This window comes from Halorussus sp. MSC15.2 (genome assembly GCF_010747475.1).
GTDB lineage: Archaea > Halobacteriota > Halobacteria > Halobacteriales > Haladaptataceae > Halorussus.
Map to the genome: position 1 here is coordinate 77167 of NZ_VSLZ01000004.1, position 14581 is coordinate 91747.

General features: G+C 66.5%; 16 protein-coding genes and 1 pseudogene. 10 read left to right on the top strand and 7 right to left on the bottom strand.

Features of this window, described 5'->3' with window-relative positions:
- The first annotated feature begins 895 nt into the window (after positions 1–895).
- Positions 896–2164 carry a hypothetical protein gene (locus FXF75_RS15315; protein WP_163522736.1) on the top strand — a complete coding sequence of 423 codons (1269 nt, stop codon included), beginning with the start codon at positions 896–898 and terminating at the stop codon, positions 2162–2164.
- An 88-nt stretch (positions 2165–2252) separates the two neighbouring features.
- On the opposite strand, the gene FXF75_RS15320 is transcribed toward FXF75_RS15315, so the two are convergent.
- Positions 2253–2453 (bottom strand): hypothetical protein, encoded by a 201-nt coding sequence (locus FXF75_RS15320; protein ID WP_163522737.1) that lies wholly within the window; start codon positions 2451–2453, stop codon positions 2253–2255.
- A 263-nt stretch (positions 2454–2716) separates the two neighbouring features.
- On the opposite strand from FXF75_RS15320, the gene FXF75_RS22745 reads away from it, so the two are divergent.
- Both FXF75_RS22745 and FXF75_RS15330 read left to right on the top strand, forming a co-directional pair.
- Positions 2717–4036 carry a hypothetical protein gene (locus tag FXF75_RS22745; protein ID WP_163522738.1) on the top strand — a complete coding sequence of 440 codons (1320 nt, stop codon included), beginning with the start codon at positions 2717–2719 and terminating at the stop codon, positions 4034–4036.
- Between the two features lie 50 nt (positions 4037–4086).
- A complete protein-coding gene (locus tag FXF75_RS15330) occupies positions 4087–4497 on the top strand; it encodes a hypothetical protein (RefSeq protein WP_163522739.1) in 411 nt (136 codons plus the stop codon).
- Positions 4498–4520: 23 nt separating this feature from the next.
- Here the strand turns inward: FXF75_RS15330 and FXF75_RS15335 are convergent, their stop codons facing one another.
- A complete protein-coding gene (locus FXF75_RS15335) occupies positions 4521–5075 on the bottom strand; it encodes an NAD(P)/FAD-dependent oxidoreductase (protein ID WP_163522740.1) in 555 nt (184 codons plus the stop codon).
- 68 nt (positions 5076–5143) lie between these two features.
- Positions 5144–6205, bottom strand: a complete 1062-nt coding sequence (locus FXF75_RS15340) for an mRNA 3'-end processing factor (protein ID WP_205427700.1) — start codon at positions 6203–6205, stop codon at positions 5144–5146.
- Between the two features lie 261 nt (positions 6206–6466).
- Between FXF75_RS15340 and FXF75_RS15345 the strand changes: the two genes are divergently transcribed.
- The 3 genes from FXF75_RS15345 (at position 6467) to FXF75_RS15355 (ending at position 7665) form a co-directional block, all read left to right on the top strand.
- Positions 6467–6607: a hypothetical protein gene (locus FXF75_RS15345; protein ID WP_163522741.1), complete on the top strand. Its 141-nt coding sequence runs from the start codon at positions 6467–6469 to the stop codon at positions 6605–6607.
- Between the two features lie 144 nt (positions 6608–6751).
- Positions 6752–7156 carry a hypothetical protein gene (locus FXF75_RS22170; RefSeq protein WP_205427702.1) on the top strand — a complete coding sequence of 135 codons (405 nt, stop codon included), beginning with the start codon at positions 6752–6754 and terminating at the stop codon, positions 7154–7156.
- Positions 7153–7665: a winged helix-turn-helix transcriptional regulator gene (locus FXF75_RS15355; protein WP_163522742.1), complete on the top strand. Its 513-nt coding sequence runs from the start codon at positions 7153–7155 to the stop codon at positions 7663–7665. The genes FXF75_RS22170 and FXF75_RS15355 overlap by 4 nt, the downstream gene beginning before the upstream one ends.
- A 95-nt stretch (positions 7666–7760) precedes the next feature.
- On the opposite strand, the gene FXF75_RS23355 is transcribed toward FXF75_RS15355, so the two are convergent.
- Complete coding sequence (locus tag FXF75_RS23355) at positions 7761–8447, bottom strand: bacterio-opsin activator domain-containing protein (RefSeq protein WP_163522743.1); 687 nt, start codon at positions 8445–8447, stop codon at positions 7761–7763.
- A gap of 192 nt (positions 8448–8639) precedes the next feature.
- Between FXF75_RS23355 and FXF75_RS15365 the strand changes: the two genes are divergently transcribed.
- The gene (locus FXF75_RS15365; protein ID WP_240334708.1) at positions 8640–9992 is read left to right on the top strand and encodes a Tat pathway signal protein; all 1353 of its coding nucleotides are present in this window, start codon (positions 8640–8642) and stop codon (positions 9990–9992) included.
- Between the two features lie 85 nt (positions 9993–10077).
- Here the strand turns inward: FXF75_RS15365 and FXF75_RS15370 are convergent.
- A pseudogene (locus FXF75_RS15370) lies at positions 10078–11111 on the bottom strand (sodium:calcium antiporter).
- Positions 11112–11294: 183 nt separating this feature from the next.
- Here FXF75_RS15370 and FXF75_RS15375 point away from each other — a divergent pair.
- The 3 genes from FXF75_RS15375 (at position 11295) to FXF75_RS15385 (ending at position 13458) form a co-directional block, all read left to right on the top strand.
- On the top strand, positions 11295–12026 hold the full coding sequence (locus FXF75_RS15375) for a fumarylacetoacetate hydrolase family protein (RefSeq protein ID WP_163522744.1): 732 nt from the start codon (positions 11295–11297) through the stop codon (positions 12024–12026).
- 63 nt (positions 12027–12089) lie between these two features.
- Entirely contained in the window at positions 12090–12326 is a 237-nt protein-coding gene (locus FXF75_RS15380; RefSeq protein WP_163522745.1) for a hypothetical protein, read from the top strand.
- Between the two features lie 73 nt (positions 12327–12399).
- On the top strand, positions 12400–13458 hold the full coding sequence (locus tag FXF75_RS15385; RefSeq protein ID WP_163522746.1) for an iron transporter: 1059 nt from the start codon (positions 12400–12402) through the stop codon (positions 13456–13458).
- Positions 13459–13506: 48 nt separating this feature from the next.
- Here FXF75_RS15385 and FXF75_RS15390 read toward each other — a convergent pair whose 3' ends face one another.
- Together FXF75_RS15390 and FXF75_RS15395 are read right to left on the bottom strand one after the other, a co-directional pair.
- Complete coding sequence (locus tag FXF75_RS15390) at positions 13507–13902, bottom strand: DUF2267 domain-containing protein (RefSeq protein WP_163522747.1); 396 nt, start codon at positions 13900–13902, stop codon at positions 13507–13509.
- A 74-nt stretch (positions 13903–13976) separates the two neighbouring features.
- The gene (locus tag FXF75_RS15395; RefSeq protein WP_163522748.1) at positions 13977–14579 is read right to left on the bottom strand and encodes a DJ-1/PfpI family protein; all 603 of its coding nucleotides are present in this window, start codon (positions 14577–14579) and stop codon (positions 13977–13979) included.
- Positions 14580–14581 lie beyond the last annotated feature (2 nt).

Below are 14581 nucleotides of genomic sequence, written 5' to 3' on the forward strand. Positions count from 1 at the left end.
TCGTCTCCGCTATTTCCGTCGCTCTGATGAGCGGTGCCATCAATCCGAAACTATGAACGCACCTACTCCCGATTCGGCCGATTACGTTTCCGCGCGTGCCCTGCAGTTGGTGGGTCTCGGGATTCTCCTCGTCTCGGCGGGGTGTACGGTCGGCCCGTCCGGTCGAGAGGGACCCGTTCCGTTGCGGTAAACAACTCGGCGAACGACCTCACACCTTCGAAGTTTCGGTCGTCGAAGGACCGTCGATAGGCGTGACCATTCGGAAGCGTAACGGGACCGTCGATTCGACGTCGCCCGGGGAGGGGTTGAGTACGTACGAATTCGGTAATGACTACGAGACCGTTACGTCGGTCGAATTACCGGAACCGTCGCGCCCCTACGCAGGTACACGCTCGCTCCCGTCGGAGTTCCGCCGGTAATCTCTCCGAGAATCCGACGATAGTCGTCATCGCTTTCGACCGACGACCGCGTCGTCTCGCTAGTGACCGCCAACTGTGGTGGCGACTTGGTGTTCTTCGACGTAACTATGCGTTACTACGGTTCGGACTCGGCGTACAACTGCCGGGAAGGTCTCTACTAAGCGACGGTGGTTCGCTCCACCAAGCCCGTTCGACCGTGAACCGGCCACGGAAGGTCTCGTCAGGGTCTCGTCCGGCCGTCTCTGAACTCGTCCCAGAACACCATTTCCATATATCGAAATACAATTTATACGTTCGGCCGGCGACCGCCGGCAATTTCCCGTGGGTTTAACGGACTCCACCAGTCGGTTATACCCACAAAATTATAAGCAAAGCGTGAGAAACGCTCGACCACCCGAAAATGCCGACCTTAGAATACTGCACCCCGAACGCGACCGCCTTTCCCCCTCGAACGACGCCACGGGAGGTGTTCGTCCGTGAGTGAGACCGTCCGGAAAGCGTCAGGGGACCCCTTCGCCGACGTGCGCTGGACGACGTGTTCGCTGGAGGACTTCTGCGAACTCTACTGGGAGAGCGTCGCGCCCCGCCTCGAAGCCGACGGCCGAGACCCCGAGACCCACCGTCCCAGCCACCAGTGGTTCCGAGACGAGGGGCTTCGGGGGTTCCTCGCGGCGCTCCGACGCCACCACGACCGCTCGTTCGGGGATTTCTGGCGCGAGGACCTCGGACTCGGCGACGACACCGGCTACGACTGGGCGACTGACCACGACGAGACGCTCGACGCCCTGCAGGCGTTCCTCGAAAGTCGGCGCTCGCGCCACTCGCTTCGGGAGTCCTCTATCGCCGCCAAGCGGCGTCGTCTCAACCGCTACGTCGAAGCCTACCGCGAGGCCAACGACACCGACGACCTGCTCTCGCCCGTGGTTCGCGATTCGGACGTGCCGACTCACGAGGCGGTTCACGCCTGCTACGCCGCGTTCGACTGGCTCAACGACCGCGAGTACGGTGCCCGTACGAAGCTTCGAGTCCGGAGCGTCGTGGACGACTGGTACCAGCACCTCGTCGGTCGCCGCCTCGCCGCGGTCAATCCCGCGACCGGACTCTACGACGAGTTCAAGTGGCAGGTCGAGGAGTCCGACCCGTCGCAGTTCTCTCCGGACCACGTCCGCGCGCTCGTCCGCGCGGCCGAGTCGCCTCGCGAACGTTTGCTGGTCGTCGCGCTCGCGGCGTGGGGTCTGCGCGCGAACGAGGTCGCCAGCCTCCACGTCTCCCAAATCGAACGCGACGTGGCCGACGACGAGACAGCCTACGTCACGTTCGAGGAGCGCAAGAACGGACCGGGCGAGGTGAACCTCGTCTACGGACTCGGCGCGCTGGACGCTAGACTCGACGACCTCGTTGGTGACGAGTGGTCCGGCTACCTCTTCCCGTCCAATCAAGGCGCTACTGCTCACGTGACCCGCGAGACGGTCTGGTCGTGGTTTCGCGAGTTGGCCGAGCGCGCGGACCTGCCCGAGGAAATCGACGGCGAGCGCCCGAGTCCGCAGCTCTGTCGTCGGTTCTGGTACGACACCTACACGTCCGTTCTCGAGTCCGTGATGGAGGGACTGGAGGACATCGCCGCCGAACAGGGCAGCGACGACCCCCGCGTCGTCCTCTCGAACTACCTCTCCGCGGAGCGCTCGCGGAAGGTTCGCCGCGAGTTCATGCGCCAAGAGCTGTCCGAGGTGTTCGAGACGGAGTAATAAATCCTATTTTGCTATATTGAACTTCGGAGAAGTAGTCGCTCTCTCTCGGGCTATCGACGAAACGGCTCGACGAGAAAAATCCGAATTACGCGTTGTTCATCCGCTTGCTCGTCGTCTCCCCACACTCTAGACACTCGGCGACCCGGTACGGTTCGCGCGAGAACTCGGTGTTCTCGGACTTCTTGCTCTCGGTCTGGATTTCGATACGCACGTCGTGAGGCGTCGATTCACCGCAGTCCTCGCACGATTCGACGGTCTCCGAGAACGCTGAACGTTGTGCTGTCATTTTCTCTTCCCCCGACTAACACCTCGGGTCACAGGCCCATGAAGTGGTAACTCGGTTGAGCGACGTTTCACGGGTTCGAACGGTTTCGGGACGTGACAACGCGGGTTTGAACTCGTCGTTCCGCGTTCGACGGACGGTTCACGAATCGTTCAAACGTTTCACCGACTCGAACCGACCGAACTATCGCAACGCCTCACAGTAACGGTCGGGTAACGACCCCGCCGGACTCCACGTTTTTAGGACCCCCTGTCGTAGTTCGCGTGGTGTCCGGGGGGAGAGAAATCGCGGACGGCATCGTCGCGCGGCGACGGAACGCGCTCCTTTCGTGGGTATTGGTAGCTTGTCTCATCATCGCTGCGGGGGTGAGCGCGAGCGCCGGCGACCTGCTCTGGGCCGGACTCGGACTCGCTGCGATAGTCGTGACTGTCGTTCCGGCCGTCGCCTACCGTCGGTGGACGGCGACGCTCCCGTGGGAGGTCTCGTTGTTCGTGGCGTCGCCCTACGCGCTCCAGTCGCTCGACCTGCTCCTGCCGCGTTCGGTCGCGACGTACCTCGTCGTCCCGGCGCTCGCGCTGGCGGTCGCGGTCGAGTTCGACGCCTTCACTGCGGTCGAGATGTCGCCCGAGTTCGCCGTCGTCTTCGTTGTCACGGCGACGATGGCCGCCGCAGGTACGTGGGCGGTGGTCCGGTGGGTCGCCGACCTCGCGTTCGGGACGCGAAATCTGCGGGGTCTCTACCGCGTGATGTGGTCGTTAGCCGCCGCGACCGGGGTCGGGGTCGTCGCCGGCGTCGCCTTCGCCGCGTACTTCCGTCGCGTGGACCGCGAGCGACTCGGCTTCGCGACCGGCCATCCGCGCAAACGCTCCGCGGTCGGCGCGTCGAGTGTGGCCCGACCTCGGTCTTCACGCGACGCTCGGTCCGAATCCGGGGAGAGTGCTTCCGAATCCTCCGGACGGCTTCGACTGTCCGACCGCCGCCAGCGACAGGTCGTCCGGGGGTTGCAACTCGCGTTGGTCGTCGTCCTCGTCGTTGGTCTCGTCCGGCGGAGCGTCGGCGTCGTGGTCAACGCCGCCGTCGCACTCGCGGTGATGGAACTCCCCGGTCTGCTCGAACGCGACTACGGATTGCCCATCGACGCCGGACTCACGCTCTGGATAGTCGTCCCGGTGTTTCTCCACGCGCTCGGGTCGTTCGGTCTCTACGACGCCATCGGACTCTGGGACAACCTCACCCACACGCTCTCGTCGTCGCTGGTCGCGGCCGCGGGGTACGCGACGGTGCGCGCCTTCGACGTTCACGACGCCGACGTCTACTTCCCCCGGAAGTTCGTCGCCGCGTTCATCCTCGTCTTCACGATGGCGTTCGGCGTCCTCTGGGAACTGCTGGAGTTCGGCATCGACGGATTCGCGTCCCAGACTGGCGTGGAGAGCATCCTCGCTCAGCACGGTCTCGCCAACACGATGACCGACCTCGTGTTCGACTGCTTCGGGGCGGTCGTGGTCGCGGTCTGGGGCGGGGCGTACCTCGCCGGGGTCTCGCGCTCGCTGGCCGACCGATTCGCCGCCGACGGCGAGTCGGAGTGAGTCCTGCCAGTAGTTCTCTATACCCCGTCGCCGTAGAACGTGGAACACCTATGACCGACGTTCAGCACCCGTTCTCGGACGACCGAATCGCGGCCGTCGCCGACGAACGCGGCGTTGACGAGACCGACCTCGACAGCGCGCTGGCCGCCGTGCAGGACGCCATCTCCCGCACCACCGGCGACGACGAGTACGAGTACTCCTCCCAACACAACTACGGGTGGCGCGACGAGGAGGCGTACTACCTCTACGGCGACGGCATCTGGGAGACGCTCCGCGGGGAACTCTCACTGTCCGAGACTGTCGCCGAGGCCGCGCGCGAGGTCCACCGTCGCAAGATGGTGGCGTCGGCCGAGGAGCGCGACGAGCGAGCGTCCGTCGAGGAGATGCTGGCCGACGGAACGGAACCGCTCGTCGTGGTCGATACCGCCAGCCAACCGCCGCTCTACGGGCAGGACGTGTAGAAGAGTCGGTCCGATTTCGCCGACTACTCGTCGTCCGGCACGTCGAAGTCGTGGACCGGTTCGCCCGCCTCCTCGCTCATAATCTGGAGCGCGGCCGCGCCGCCGTCGCCCGCCGAGATGACGGCCTCCCACTTCTGGTCGCGTATCATCGACCCGACCGCGTAGGCGTTCTCGACGCTGGTCCGCATGTTGAGGTCCACGTCCACCAGACCGTCGTCGGTCGTCTCGCAACCCAACTGCTCGGGGAGTTCGGTGTCGGTCCCCGTGGCGAAGACGACGTACTTCGCGTCGTACTCGTCGTCATCGGTGGTGACGATGAACGCGTCCCCGGCGTCCTCGACGTCGGTGACCTCCTCGCCGACGCGGAGGTCGGCGTCGAAGTTCTCGACCTGCTCGCGGGCGTCCTCCATGAACTCGGTCCCGCGTATCTCGTCGATGCCGAGGTAGTTGTACACGTGCGCCTTGTGCATCCACGTCTCGTCGGTGTCGAAGACGACGGTCCTGAGGTCGTTTTTTGCGGTGAACAGTCCGGCGCTGAGTCCGGCGGGTCCGCCGCCGACGATTGCGACTTTTGGCATACGGAACCTTCTTCGACCTCTTGGCGGGTAAGTATTTTCGCGGACGGCCGGTACTGCCGGTTTCAGGGTCAGAAGTCGTCCAGTCGCGTCTGGTCGCCCAGCAGCGGCCGGGCGTCGTAGCCGAGGTGTGTCGAGAGGTGGTCGGCGAATTCCTCGTCGAACCCGTGGTGAGTGTAGACCGTGTCGGGGTCTACCGCCTCGACGGTCTCGACCAGTTCGTCGAAGTCGCAGTGGTCGGTCAGCGGGAAGGTGGCGTCGTAGCCGCCCCGGTAGCGGAACGACTCGTCCACGGCCCACCCCGAGAACCCGGCCTTCAGGCCGTCGTGGTCGTCCACGAGGTCCTCGACCCAGTCGGTCCGCGCGAGGTGGGTCGGCAGAACCACGATTTCGTCGCCCGAGAGGGCACCGTCCTCTCGGTCGGCCAGCGACTCGGCCGGAAACGAGAGGTCGGTCGCCGACTCCACGGCGTCGTTGACGGTCCGAATCGCGTCGTGGACGACGAGCGGCCGATTCGTCGCCTTCCGCGCGAGTCGCTGGAGTTTCTGGGCGCGACCCAGCGAGTACCCGAACAGGAACAGCGGCACTTCGGAGTTGTCCATCAACCAGTCCCGAATCCGGCCCTGTAGTTCCGGTTCGGGCGGGAAGCGGTAGTCCGGCACGCCGTACGTCGTCTCCATCACCAGCACATCGGCGTCCACGGGTTCGAATCCGTCGAGGTAGAGGCGGTCGCGGACCGAGAAGTCGCCGGTGTAGAGGTAGCGCCGGTGGTCGCCGGAGTCCTCCGACTCACCGCCGTCGGTCGCTCCGGCCGCGCCGGGTTCGACCAGCGCGGCCCGCGACCCGACGACGTGGCCCGACGGGAGCAGCGTCACCTCGTCGGTTTCCTCGCGGAACTCGGGGACCGTCGCGCCGGTCCGGGCCTCGACCAGCGCCGCCGTCGCGGCCGAACAGACCACGGTCTCGGGCGTCCGCCGGAAAGTGTGGTCGGCGTGGGCGTGGCTCACGACGTTCACGTCGCCGACCGCACTGGAGGCGTCGGCGACGAACGTCCGTGCGTCTCCGGACGAGTCTCTACCGGAACTGCTCGCGGAGACCTCGATGTGGATACCGTCGTCGCGTCGAACCGCCATCGACGGACCTCGGAACCGCAGAGTAATCAGTGTCGCGCTCCCGAACCGGATGGACGTTCTTGTACGACGGCGCGCCGTTCTCCGCGATACTCTACACCGGCGCGAACCCCGCGGTTTCCGCTGTCTTCTCTCACCGGTCGTTCCGCCGACACCGACGTTTCCGCTGTCTCTCCTGCGGTCCACCGTCGGACTCGGCTCGCGATTCCCGCCGCCGCGGCGGTCGCCGACTCGCTTTTGGTTCGTCGGCTACTCTCTACGGACGTGATTCGCCTCCCGATTCGTCGGTGTCCGAACTGCTGGTACGTCGGCCCGACGCGGAAGTTCGCCGCGGGCGAGAGCGCCCGCTATCGCTGCCCGCGCTGTGGCCGCGAAGTCGAGCGACCGGACCCGCGACTCAACTGACGGCCACACCACGATTTCCGCTGTCTCTCGTCGGACACCGCCGGTGCCCGACGCGGATATCCCGTTGCCAGTCGGGAAACGGGAGACCGGATGCGCCGTCTCCAATCCGAATCCGTAAATCGTCCCGGCGCGTACCGGACGAGTGTGCAACTCTCACCTTCGGGGTGGACGCTCCTCCACGCCGGTCACGGCGGGAGCGCGGACCCGGCCTTCCTCGCGTTGCTGGCGCTCGCGGGGCTGGGGTCGGCGGTCGTCCTCGGACTCGCGCTCGCCGCGCTGGTCCGGCGGCGCTCGCGCTCGTATCTGCTGGTGACGCTGGCGCTGGCGACCCTGCTGGCCCGGACCGCGGTCGCGGTGCTGTCGCTCACCGGGTCGGTCGCCGAGGGGTCACACCACCTGCTCGAACACGGACTCGACGCCGCCATGGCGGCGCTGGTCGTCGCGGCCGTCCTCGACGCTCGGTCGGTCCGCCAGTCGGCCCGCAGTGACGACTCGCGCGACCCGCGTACGGGCGTGCCCACCGACGACGGCGGGGGTGAGGAGCGATGAACGCGACTCGCCGCACTATCGCCGACCACGTCCGGGCCAATCCGGGCGTCCACTTCAACGCGGTCGTCCGGGCGCTCGACGTGGCCCCAGGGCAGGTCCAGTACCACCTCCGACGACTCCGCGACGACGGGACGGTCGTGACCGACGAGGTGCAGGGCCGGACCCACCTCTACCCGCCGCGGTTCGACGACTGGGAGCGCTCGGCGCTCGCCATGTTCCGGCGCGAGACGGCCCGCGACGTGCTGGCCGTCCTCCTCGACGCCGGGGAGACGACGCCCGCCGAACTGACCGACGAACTGGGTCTGGCCCGGAGTACGGTCGAGTGGCACCTCGACAACTTGACCGACTACGACCTCGTGGACAAGCGCCGGGAGGGCAACCGCGTCTACCTCGAACCCGCCCGCCCGGAGGCCACCGCCGACCTACTGGCCAAGATAACCCCGTCGCTCCCCGAGCGCATGGTCGACCGGTTCACGAAACTCGTGGACGGACTCGTCGAAGAGCGGTAGTCTCGGCGACCCCGGCGGCCGATTTCGAGTCCGGCCGGGGACCGGGTTCGGCTCCGCCCCGACTCCGGCGTGTCACCCATCGTCGGTCCAGACTGTCACTTCTCGTCGAAAAAGATAGAGAGCAGTTTTCGCTCGGCCGTCCGGAGGTGCTGGGAGAACGTGGTGTTGGCGATGCCGAGGTCCTCGGCTATCTCCTCGCCCGACTTCCCCCGCGGCCAGTCGAAGTACCCCTCGTCGAAGGCCGCCCGCAGCACCTCACGCTGGCGGGGCGTCAATCGCTCCTCGACTATCGTCTCGAACTCTCGCCGGGTGAACATCGGACTCGTCCGGTCCTTCTGGCGACACGCGACGACTTCGACCGTCGGGTGAACCGAGAGGAACCGGTCCACGACCGTCGAGACCTGATACATCGCGGGCACCTCAGCTACGATTTTCGCCACGCCGTCCGCGCTTCGAATCTCCCGCGGTATCGCTCCGGCGTCGGTCAGCGCGACCACGAAGTGCTCGTCGGGACTCGTCACCAGAACCTCGACGACGCCGTCGCTCTCCCGACCGCTGACGCGTCGGGCCTCGATGTTCTCGTGTTCGTTCACGAGTTCCACGACGTCCTGCGTCGCCCCCACAATCTGGTAGAACACCGCGTAGGTGTCGTTTCCCCGTGGCACTATCTCCTCGACGTTCGCTCGACAACCGGTCCGTTCCGGTATCGAGACGAGCGGATACCGGGAGTCGGTGATTCGGAACTCGAGTTCGACTACCGAGTCGGTCGGTGTCTCGGACACGGGACGCTCTCGTGAAACCCAGTCCACGAACGCAGTTGAGTGTTTGGATGACTGAGATGAACTCGCCCAACAGCGACGTGTTTGCGATTACACTGCCGAACGAGTTACCCGTCGAGTCCGGTGGACGGTCCGCGGTCGTTTTCGACGCCCGAACCAGAACCCCCTTTCGCGTCCCGTTCGTACTCACCGCCGATGGACGACACCCAACGAAGCGACGCCGAACGGCGACCGGCCGAAGGTGCCGACGGTGGTCCCGCCGAGGGCGGCCGGGCCGGCGGACTCTCCCGTCGCCAGTTCGCCAAGGCCGCGGTCGCTATCGGGGGTGGCTCCGCGCTGTCGGCGTGTCTGGGGCGAAACGGCGACCCCGACGTGCCGACGGGACCGGACGACCTCTCGACGCTCCCCGCGCGCCAGCACGCGTGGAACGAGTTTCTGGCGACCGACGACCACGGGAACCACGTCGCGCCGCGCCACCGCGTCCTCCTCCTGCTGAACTACCGCGGCGAGGGGACGCCGAGCGACGCCGAGCGCGAGACGGTCGAGTCGGCGTTCCGGAGCCTCGAACGCGCGTACCGCCGGGGTAACGACGGACTGCTGTTCACGGTCGGTTACTCGCCGTCCTACTTCGAGCGATACGACGAGGCGCTTCCCGACTCCGTGGACTTGCAACAGCCGAAGCCCCTCGCGCCGTTCGAGGACCCGAAACTCGACCGGCAGGACGCGGTGGTCCACCTCGCCAGCGACCACGCGTCGGTCGTGTTGGCGGCCGAGCAGGCCCTGCTGGGCGAGCAGTCGAAACTCAACGGCGTCGAAGTAGCGACCGACCTCTCGGGGGTCTTCGACCGGGCCGACCGCCGGACGGGATTCGTCGGCGACGGTCTGCCCGCCGACCATCAGGACGTGGCGGGGATTCCCGACTCGAAGCCGGTCTCGGACGACGCGCCCCTCTACATGGGATTCAAGTCCGGGTTCCGCAAGAATCAGGCGAGCGAGGACCGCGTGACGATTCGAAACGGACCGTTCGCGGGCGGGACGACCCACCAGCTATCGAAGATTGCGCTGAATCTGGAGCAGTGGTACGACCAGGACAGCAGGTCCCAGCGCGTGAGCAAGATGTTCTGCCCGGTCCACGCCGAGGAGGACCTCGTGGAGGGCGCGGGCGACAACCTCGGCGACTCGGCTCAGATGGCGGAACGCGGCTGTCCCGCCCACGCGGAGGACCACGCCCGCACGAAGGGCGTGGTCGGCCACTCACAGAAGTCCGCGCGCGCACGCGACAGCGACGGCTCCCCGCTGATGATTCGGCGTGACTTCGACTCGACCGACGGCGACCGGGCGGGTCTTCACTTCGTCTCGCTCCAGCGCACCGTCTCGGACTTCGTGGACACCCGCGACGCGATGAACGGCGAGGACCTCGCCGAGCGCTCTGCAGTGGGCCAGAAGAACAACAACGGCATCCTCCAGTACATGGAAGTCCTCCGGCGCGGCAACTTCCTGCTCCCGCCTCGGAAGCATCGGTCGCTTCCAGCGCCGAATCCGTCGTGACGATTCTCCTGCGTGCTTCCGCCCCGTCACCGTCGTTCTCCGCCGATTAGCGTCTCGACCTCCGTATCGAGGCGTCCGGTGCCGATTACGCGCCCCGAATCACGTCGGTGAGACCGACGGTCTCGCTGACGACCCACGCGACGAACAGAAGGTACGCCGCCAGCAGGCCGTACGCCTCGGCCCCGGTCAGCGAGAGGTCGGTCCGAAGGACGACGAAGAGCAGAATCGTCGCGAGCGTCAGCACGCCCATCATCGGGACGGCGACGGCGAAGTTGACCGGCGCGGTGCCCACGATGAGGACCCCGAGTGGGATGGCGACGAGCAGGTCGAACGTGTTCGACCCCAGCACGTTTCCGAGACTCGTGGCACCGCTCCCGGTACGGGCCGCCCGGACGCTCACCAGCGTGTCCGGGAGACTCGTCGCCGCGGCGATGATGGTGACCCCGGCGAGGAACTGCGGGATGCCGAACGTGTGGTTGAGTCCCTCGACTGCGCCGACCAACTGCTCGACCGCGACGAGGATGACGAGGAGTCCGGCGGCCAGTTTCCCCCACTGGCGCAGCACAGCGATGTCGCCAGCGTCATCTTCGCTCTCGTGGTCGCGCACGTCCTGCCACTGGATGAAGAGGTAGAGACCGTACAGCAGAATGGGGATGACCGCCAGCGGGCGGGTCAGGGTCCCCCCGAGACTCGCGCCGTCCGTCGGATAGTAGATGACCGCGAGCGCGAACGTGACCAGTAGCACGGAGACCGCTATCATGTAGAACTGGGCCTCCTTGTACACGATAGTGCGACTCGACTCGACGTCCTCGTCGGTCGTGGTCCCGGCCAACCCGGGGATGACGAGGATGTTGAATATCGCCGACCCGACGATAGCGCCGACGCCCATGTCGAACGACCCCGCGAGCGCGGTGAAGACGACGCTCGCCAGTTCCGGAAAGCTCGACCCGACCGCGACGACGATGGAACCCTGCACGACCGCCGGGAGACCGTAGTGGGTCGCGAGGTGTTCCGCGGAGCTTTCGAGCCACCCGCTACCGAACCAGATGAGACCCGTCGCGCCGCGACGACGAACGCGTAGACGACCGGCGAGTCCGGGAGGAGTCCACCGAGTACCATCGTTCGGACCAACCGATTCGGCGTGTAAATAAGTACGGTAACTGACTCGAATCGCGTCGGTATCGAACCGCCCGGTAGTTCGTCGGCCAGTCTCCGGGGGACCGAGTCCGTCGTCACGGCGAAGAACCCGAAGCATTCGCCGCACCGCGAACCTCTTTACCCCGCCCCGACACACCCGATACCATGCGACAGGTACGATTCCGCGACCCCGCAGGCTCCACCAGAGTCGGCGAGTGGACCGACGAGGGCATCGAAGCGGCCGGACAGACCTACGACGAGCGCGAGGTGGACGTCCTCCCGCCAGCCGACCCCTCCAAAATCGTCTGCGTGGGGCTGAACTACGCCGACCACGCCGCCGAGCGCGACAAGGAACCCCCGGAGCGTCCGCTGTTGTTCCTCAAGCCGCCGAACGCCCTCTCGGCCCACGGCGACACCGTGACGCTCCCGGCCGGAAAGGAGCGCGTGGACCACGAGGCCGAACTCGCCGTCGTCGTCGGCGAGCAGGCCCGGAACGTCTCGGCCGACGAGGCCATGGAGTACGTCGCCGGGTTCACCTGCATGGACGACGTGTCGAACCGCGACGACCAAGACCGCGAGCAGAACTGGGTTCGGGGGAAGGCGTTCGACAACTCCGCACCCCTCGGCCCGGTGCTGGCCACTCCCGACGAGGTGCCCGACGACGCGTCGGTCGAACTCCGCGTGAACGGCGAGACCCGCCAGCGGTCCTCGCGCGACGAGTTCATCTGGTCGGTACCGGAACTAATCGAGGAGATAACGACGTACCTCACGCTCGAACCCGGCGACGTCATCTCGACCGGGACGCCCGCGGGCGTGGCCCCGCTCGAAGGCGGCGACGAGGTCGAAGTCGAAGTCGAGGGCGTGGGTGTGCTCCGCCACGGCGTCCGGGAGGACTGAGAGACCTCTCGACGGTCGGCCGGAGCGAGAGCGTTTTACGGACCGCGGCCGTCCGTCCGGACGATGCCAGACGAGCGCGTGACGGTGACGTGTCCCGACTGCGGTCTCGACGAGACGTTCGAGAAACTCCGAACTGCTCGGACCCGCATCGAGGACCACCGGACGGAGACCGGTCACGAGGCCGAGTGGGAACTCCACCGACTCGATTCGGGGGTCGAACGGGCCGGGGACGAGGCGGGGGTGTGCGGTCGCCCGGAGTGCACGGACGAGGACTCGCCACTCTTCCGGGACGACCTGTGACCGCCCGGCGTCTCCCGCCTTTTCGACGCGTGAACCAGAATCGGTATTCGTGCCACCCGGCTAGCTTCCGGCAATGAGACGACGCGACTTCCTCCGCGCCAGTGCGCCGCTGGGACTGGCCGGTATCGCCGGATGCATCGGCAACTTCCAGACTCGTTCGTCGGCCTCTCGTCAGTTCACCACGGTCGCCAACCGGAAGGAGAAGGTCTACTATCCGACGCACATCGACGGGATGAAGATGGTCGGGATGGGCGGCACGGGGCGCTACAAGGTCGGCCTGATGTACAGCAGGCCCCACGCGTTCTGGACGATAACCGACACCGACACCAACCTTTCGCAGGTCCCCGAGAAGTCGACGGCCCACCTGATGGCGACGATATGGGACAAGAAGACCGGGACCGTCCTCCCGACCGCCAACGTCGAAGCGAGGATTCTGAAGGACGGCGAGGAGGTCGATTCGAGGCCCCTCTGGCCGATGCTCTCGCAGAACATGGGCTACCACTTCGGCGACAACGTGGAACTCTCCGGCGGCGGCACCTACACCGCGAAGCTCTCCGTCGGGGCGATGCAGGCCCGCCGGATGGGCGAGTTGCGCGGCGCGTTCGGCGAGCAGACGAGCATCGACGTGGAGTTCGAACACACTCGGAGCAAACTCGGGAGCGTCGCCTACGAGAAGTTGCCCGACAAGAAGGGCGACGCCGGCGCTATCGCACCGGCCGACATGAAGATGCCAATCTCACAGGTCCCGAAACGCACGGACCTGCCGGGTGCCCTCGCGACGGGCGTCAGCGGCGACGCCGACTTCGTCGCGTTCTCGCCCGAGCAGAACCCCCACTTCGTCGCCGACGGGAAGCGCTACCTCGGGGTGTCTGCCCGGACGCCGTACAACCGCTACCCGCTCCCGTTCATGTCGCTGTCGGCGACACTGACCCGGGACGGCGAGACGGTGTACGACGACATCCTCCGTCCCGCGCTCGACCCCAACCTCGGCTATCACTACGGCGCTGGCGTGGACGGACTCCAGTCGGGCGACTCGCTGACGGTGACGGTGGACGCGCCGCCGCAGGTCGCCAGACACGAGGGCTACGAGACCGCCTTCATCCGGATGCCGAAGATGGAGATGACCGTCTGAGTTCCGCGGCGTCGAAACCGCCGCAATCGGCCGACCGAACTCCGGTCGTCACTCCTCGACTTCCTCGGCGTCCACCAACGCGAAAAGGTCCTCGTAGTCGTCCGGGAGTTGCGCCCGGACCTGTTCGAGTTCGCTCGCCGGAACCAACTCGCTCACGAGTCCGACCACGACCTTGCCGTAGTAGACCGCGTCCGAGCGCTCGATTTCGGCCCGGTCCGCGACGCGCCCCACGAACTCGTCGTAGTCGAACCGCTGGCCCGAGTCGGCCGACTCGAGGTAGTAATCGACCTCCATCGGCAGGGGTCCCGCGAGGTCCGTGGCTTCGCCTCCCTGCAAGCGCTCGCCGAGCGTCTGGAGGACCGCGCGCGTCGCGCGGACCGCCCGGCCGGTGTCCGGCAGTTCGAGTCGGTTCTGGACCTGCCCCATGAAGTCGTCGTACTTCATGTCCGGGGGTACTACAGACGCCGGAAAATACGTAACGGCGGGGTCCCGGCCGGGCCGAATACGTAGAGCGTGGTTCAGTCCTCTGCCGGTTCCGCCGCCGCGGATTCACCGTGCTGGACGTCAGTCCCCAGCACGTCGAGGAACTGCGAGAGCCACTCCACGTGGTCGCTCCAGTCGCGGCCCGTCACGAGGTTCCCGTCGGTGGTCACGCCGTCGTGGTACGTGCCGCCCGCGTCCTCCACGTCGTGTTCGAGCGCGGAGTACGCAGAGCAAGTCCGGCCCTCGATTACGTCCGCGGCCGCCAGAATCTGGGCCGCGTGACAGATGGCCGCGACCGGTTTGTCCGCCTCGAAGAAGTGCCGGACCGTCGAGAGTACCTCGTCGTAGGTCCGGAGGTACTCCGGCGCGCGCCCGCCGGGCAGCACGAGTCCGTCGTAGTCCGCCGGGTCCACCTCGTCGAGCGAGGCGGTCAACTGGAAGTCGTGGCCCCGCGATTCGACGTAGGTCTGGTCGCCTCGGAAGTCGTGGACCGCGGTCTTGACGGTATCGCCGTCCTCCTTCTCGGGACAGACCGCGTCCACCTCGTGGCCCACGGCCTGCAAGGCCTGAAACGGTACCATTATCTCGTAGTCCTCGCCGAAGTCACCGACTATCATCAGCAGTTGTTTGCCGGGCATGG

Bases quoted from the DNA above. Each gene is read 5' to 3' on its own strand.
- FXF75_RS15375 (WP_163522744.1), top strand. From the start codon at position 11,295: ATGCGACAGGTACGATTCCGCGACCCCGCAGGCTCCACCAGAGTCGGC.
- FXF75_RS15395 (WP_163522748.1), bottom strand. From the start codon at position 14,579: ATGCCCGGCAAACAACTGCTGATGATAGTCGGTGACTTCGGCGAGGAC.
- FXF75_RS15365 (WP_240334708.1), top strand. From the start codon at position 8,640: ATGGACGACACCCAACGAAGCGACGCCGAACGGCGACCGGCCGAAGGT.
- FXF75_RS15355 (WP_163522742.1), top strand. From the start codon at position 7,153: ATGAACGCGACTCGCCGCACTATCGCCGACCACGTCCGGGCCAATCCG.
- FXF75_RS15330 (WP_163522739.1), top strand. From the start codon at position 4,087: ATGACCGACGTTCAGCACCCGTTCTCGGACGACCGAATCGCGGCCGTC.
- FXF75_RS15390 (WP_163522747.1), bottom strand. From the start codon at position 13,902: ATGAAGTACGACGACTTCATGGGGCAGGTCCAGAACCGACTCGAACTG.
- FXF75_RS15340 (WP_205427700.1), bottom strand. From the start codon at position 6,205: ATGGCGGTTCGACGCGACGACGGTATCCACATCGAGGTCTCCGCGAGC.
- FXF75_RS15380 (WP_163522745.1), top strand. From the start codon at position 12,090: ATGCCAGACGAGCGCGTGACGGTGACGTGTCCCGACTGCGGTCTCGAC.
- FXF75_RS15335 (WP_163522740.1), bottom strand. From the start codon at position 5,075: ATGCCAAAAGTCGCAATCGTCGGCGGCGGACCCGCCGGACTCAGCGCC.
- FXF75_RS15320 (WP_163522737.1), bottom strand. From the start codon at position 2,453: ATGACAGCACAACGTTCAGCGTTCTCGGAGACCGTCGAATCGTGCGAG.
- FXF75_RS15385 (WP_163522746.1), top strand. From the start codon at position 12,400: ATGAGACGACGCGACTTCCTCCGCGCCAGTGCGCCGCTGGGACTGGCC.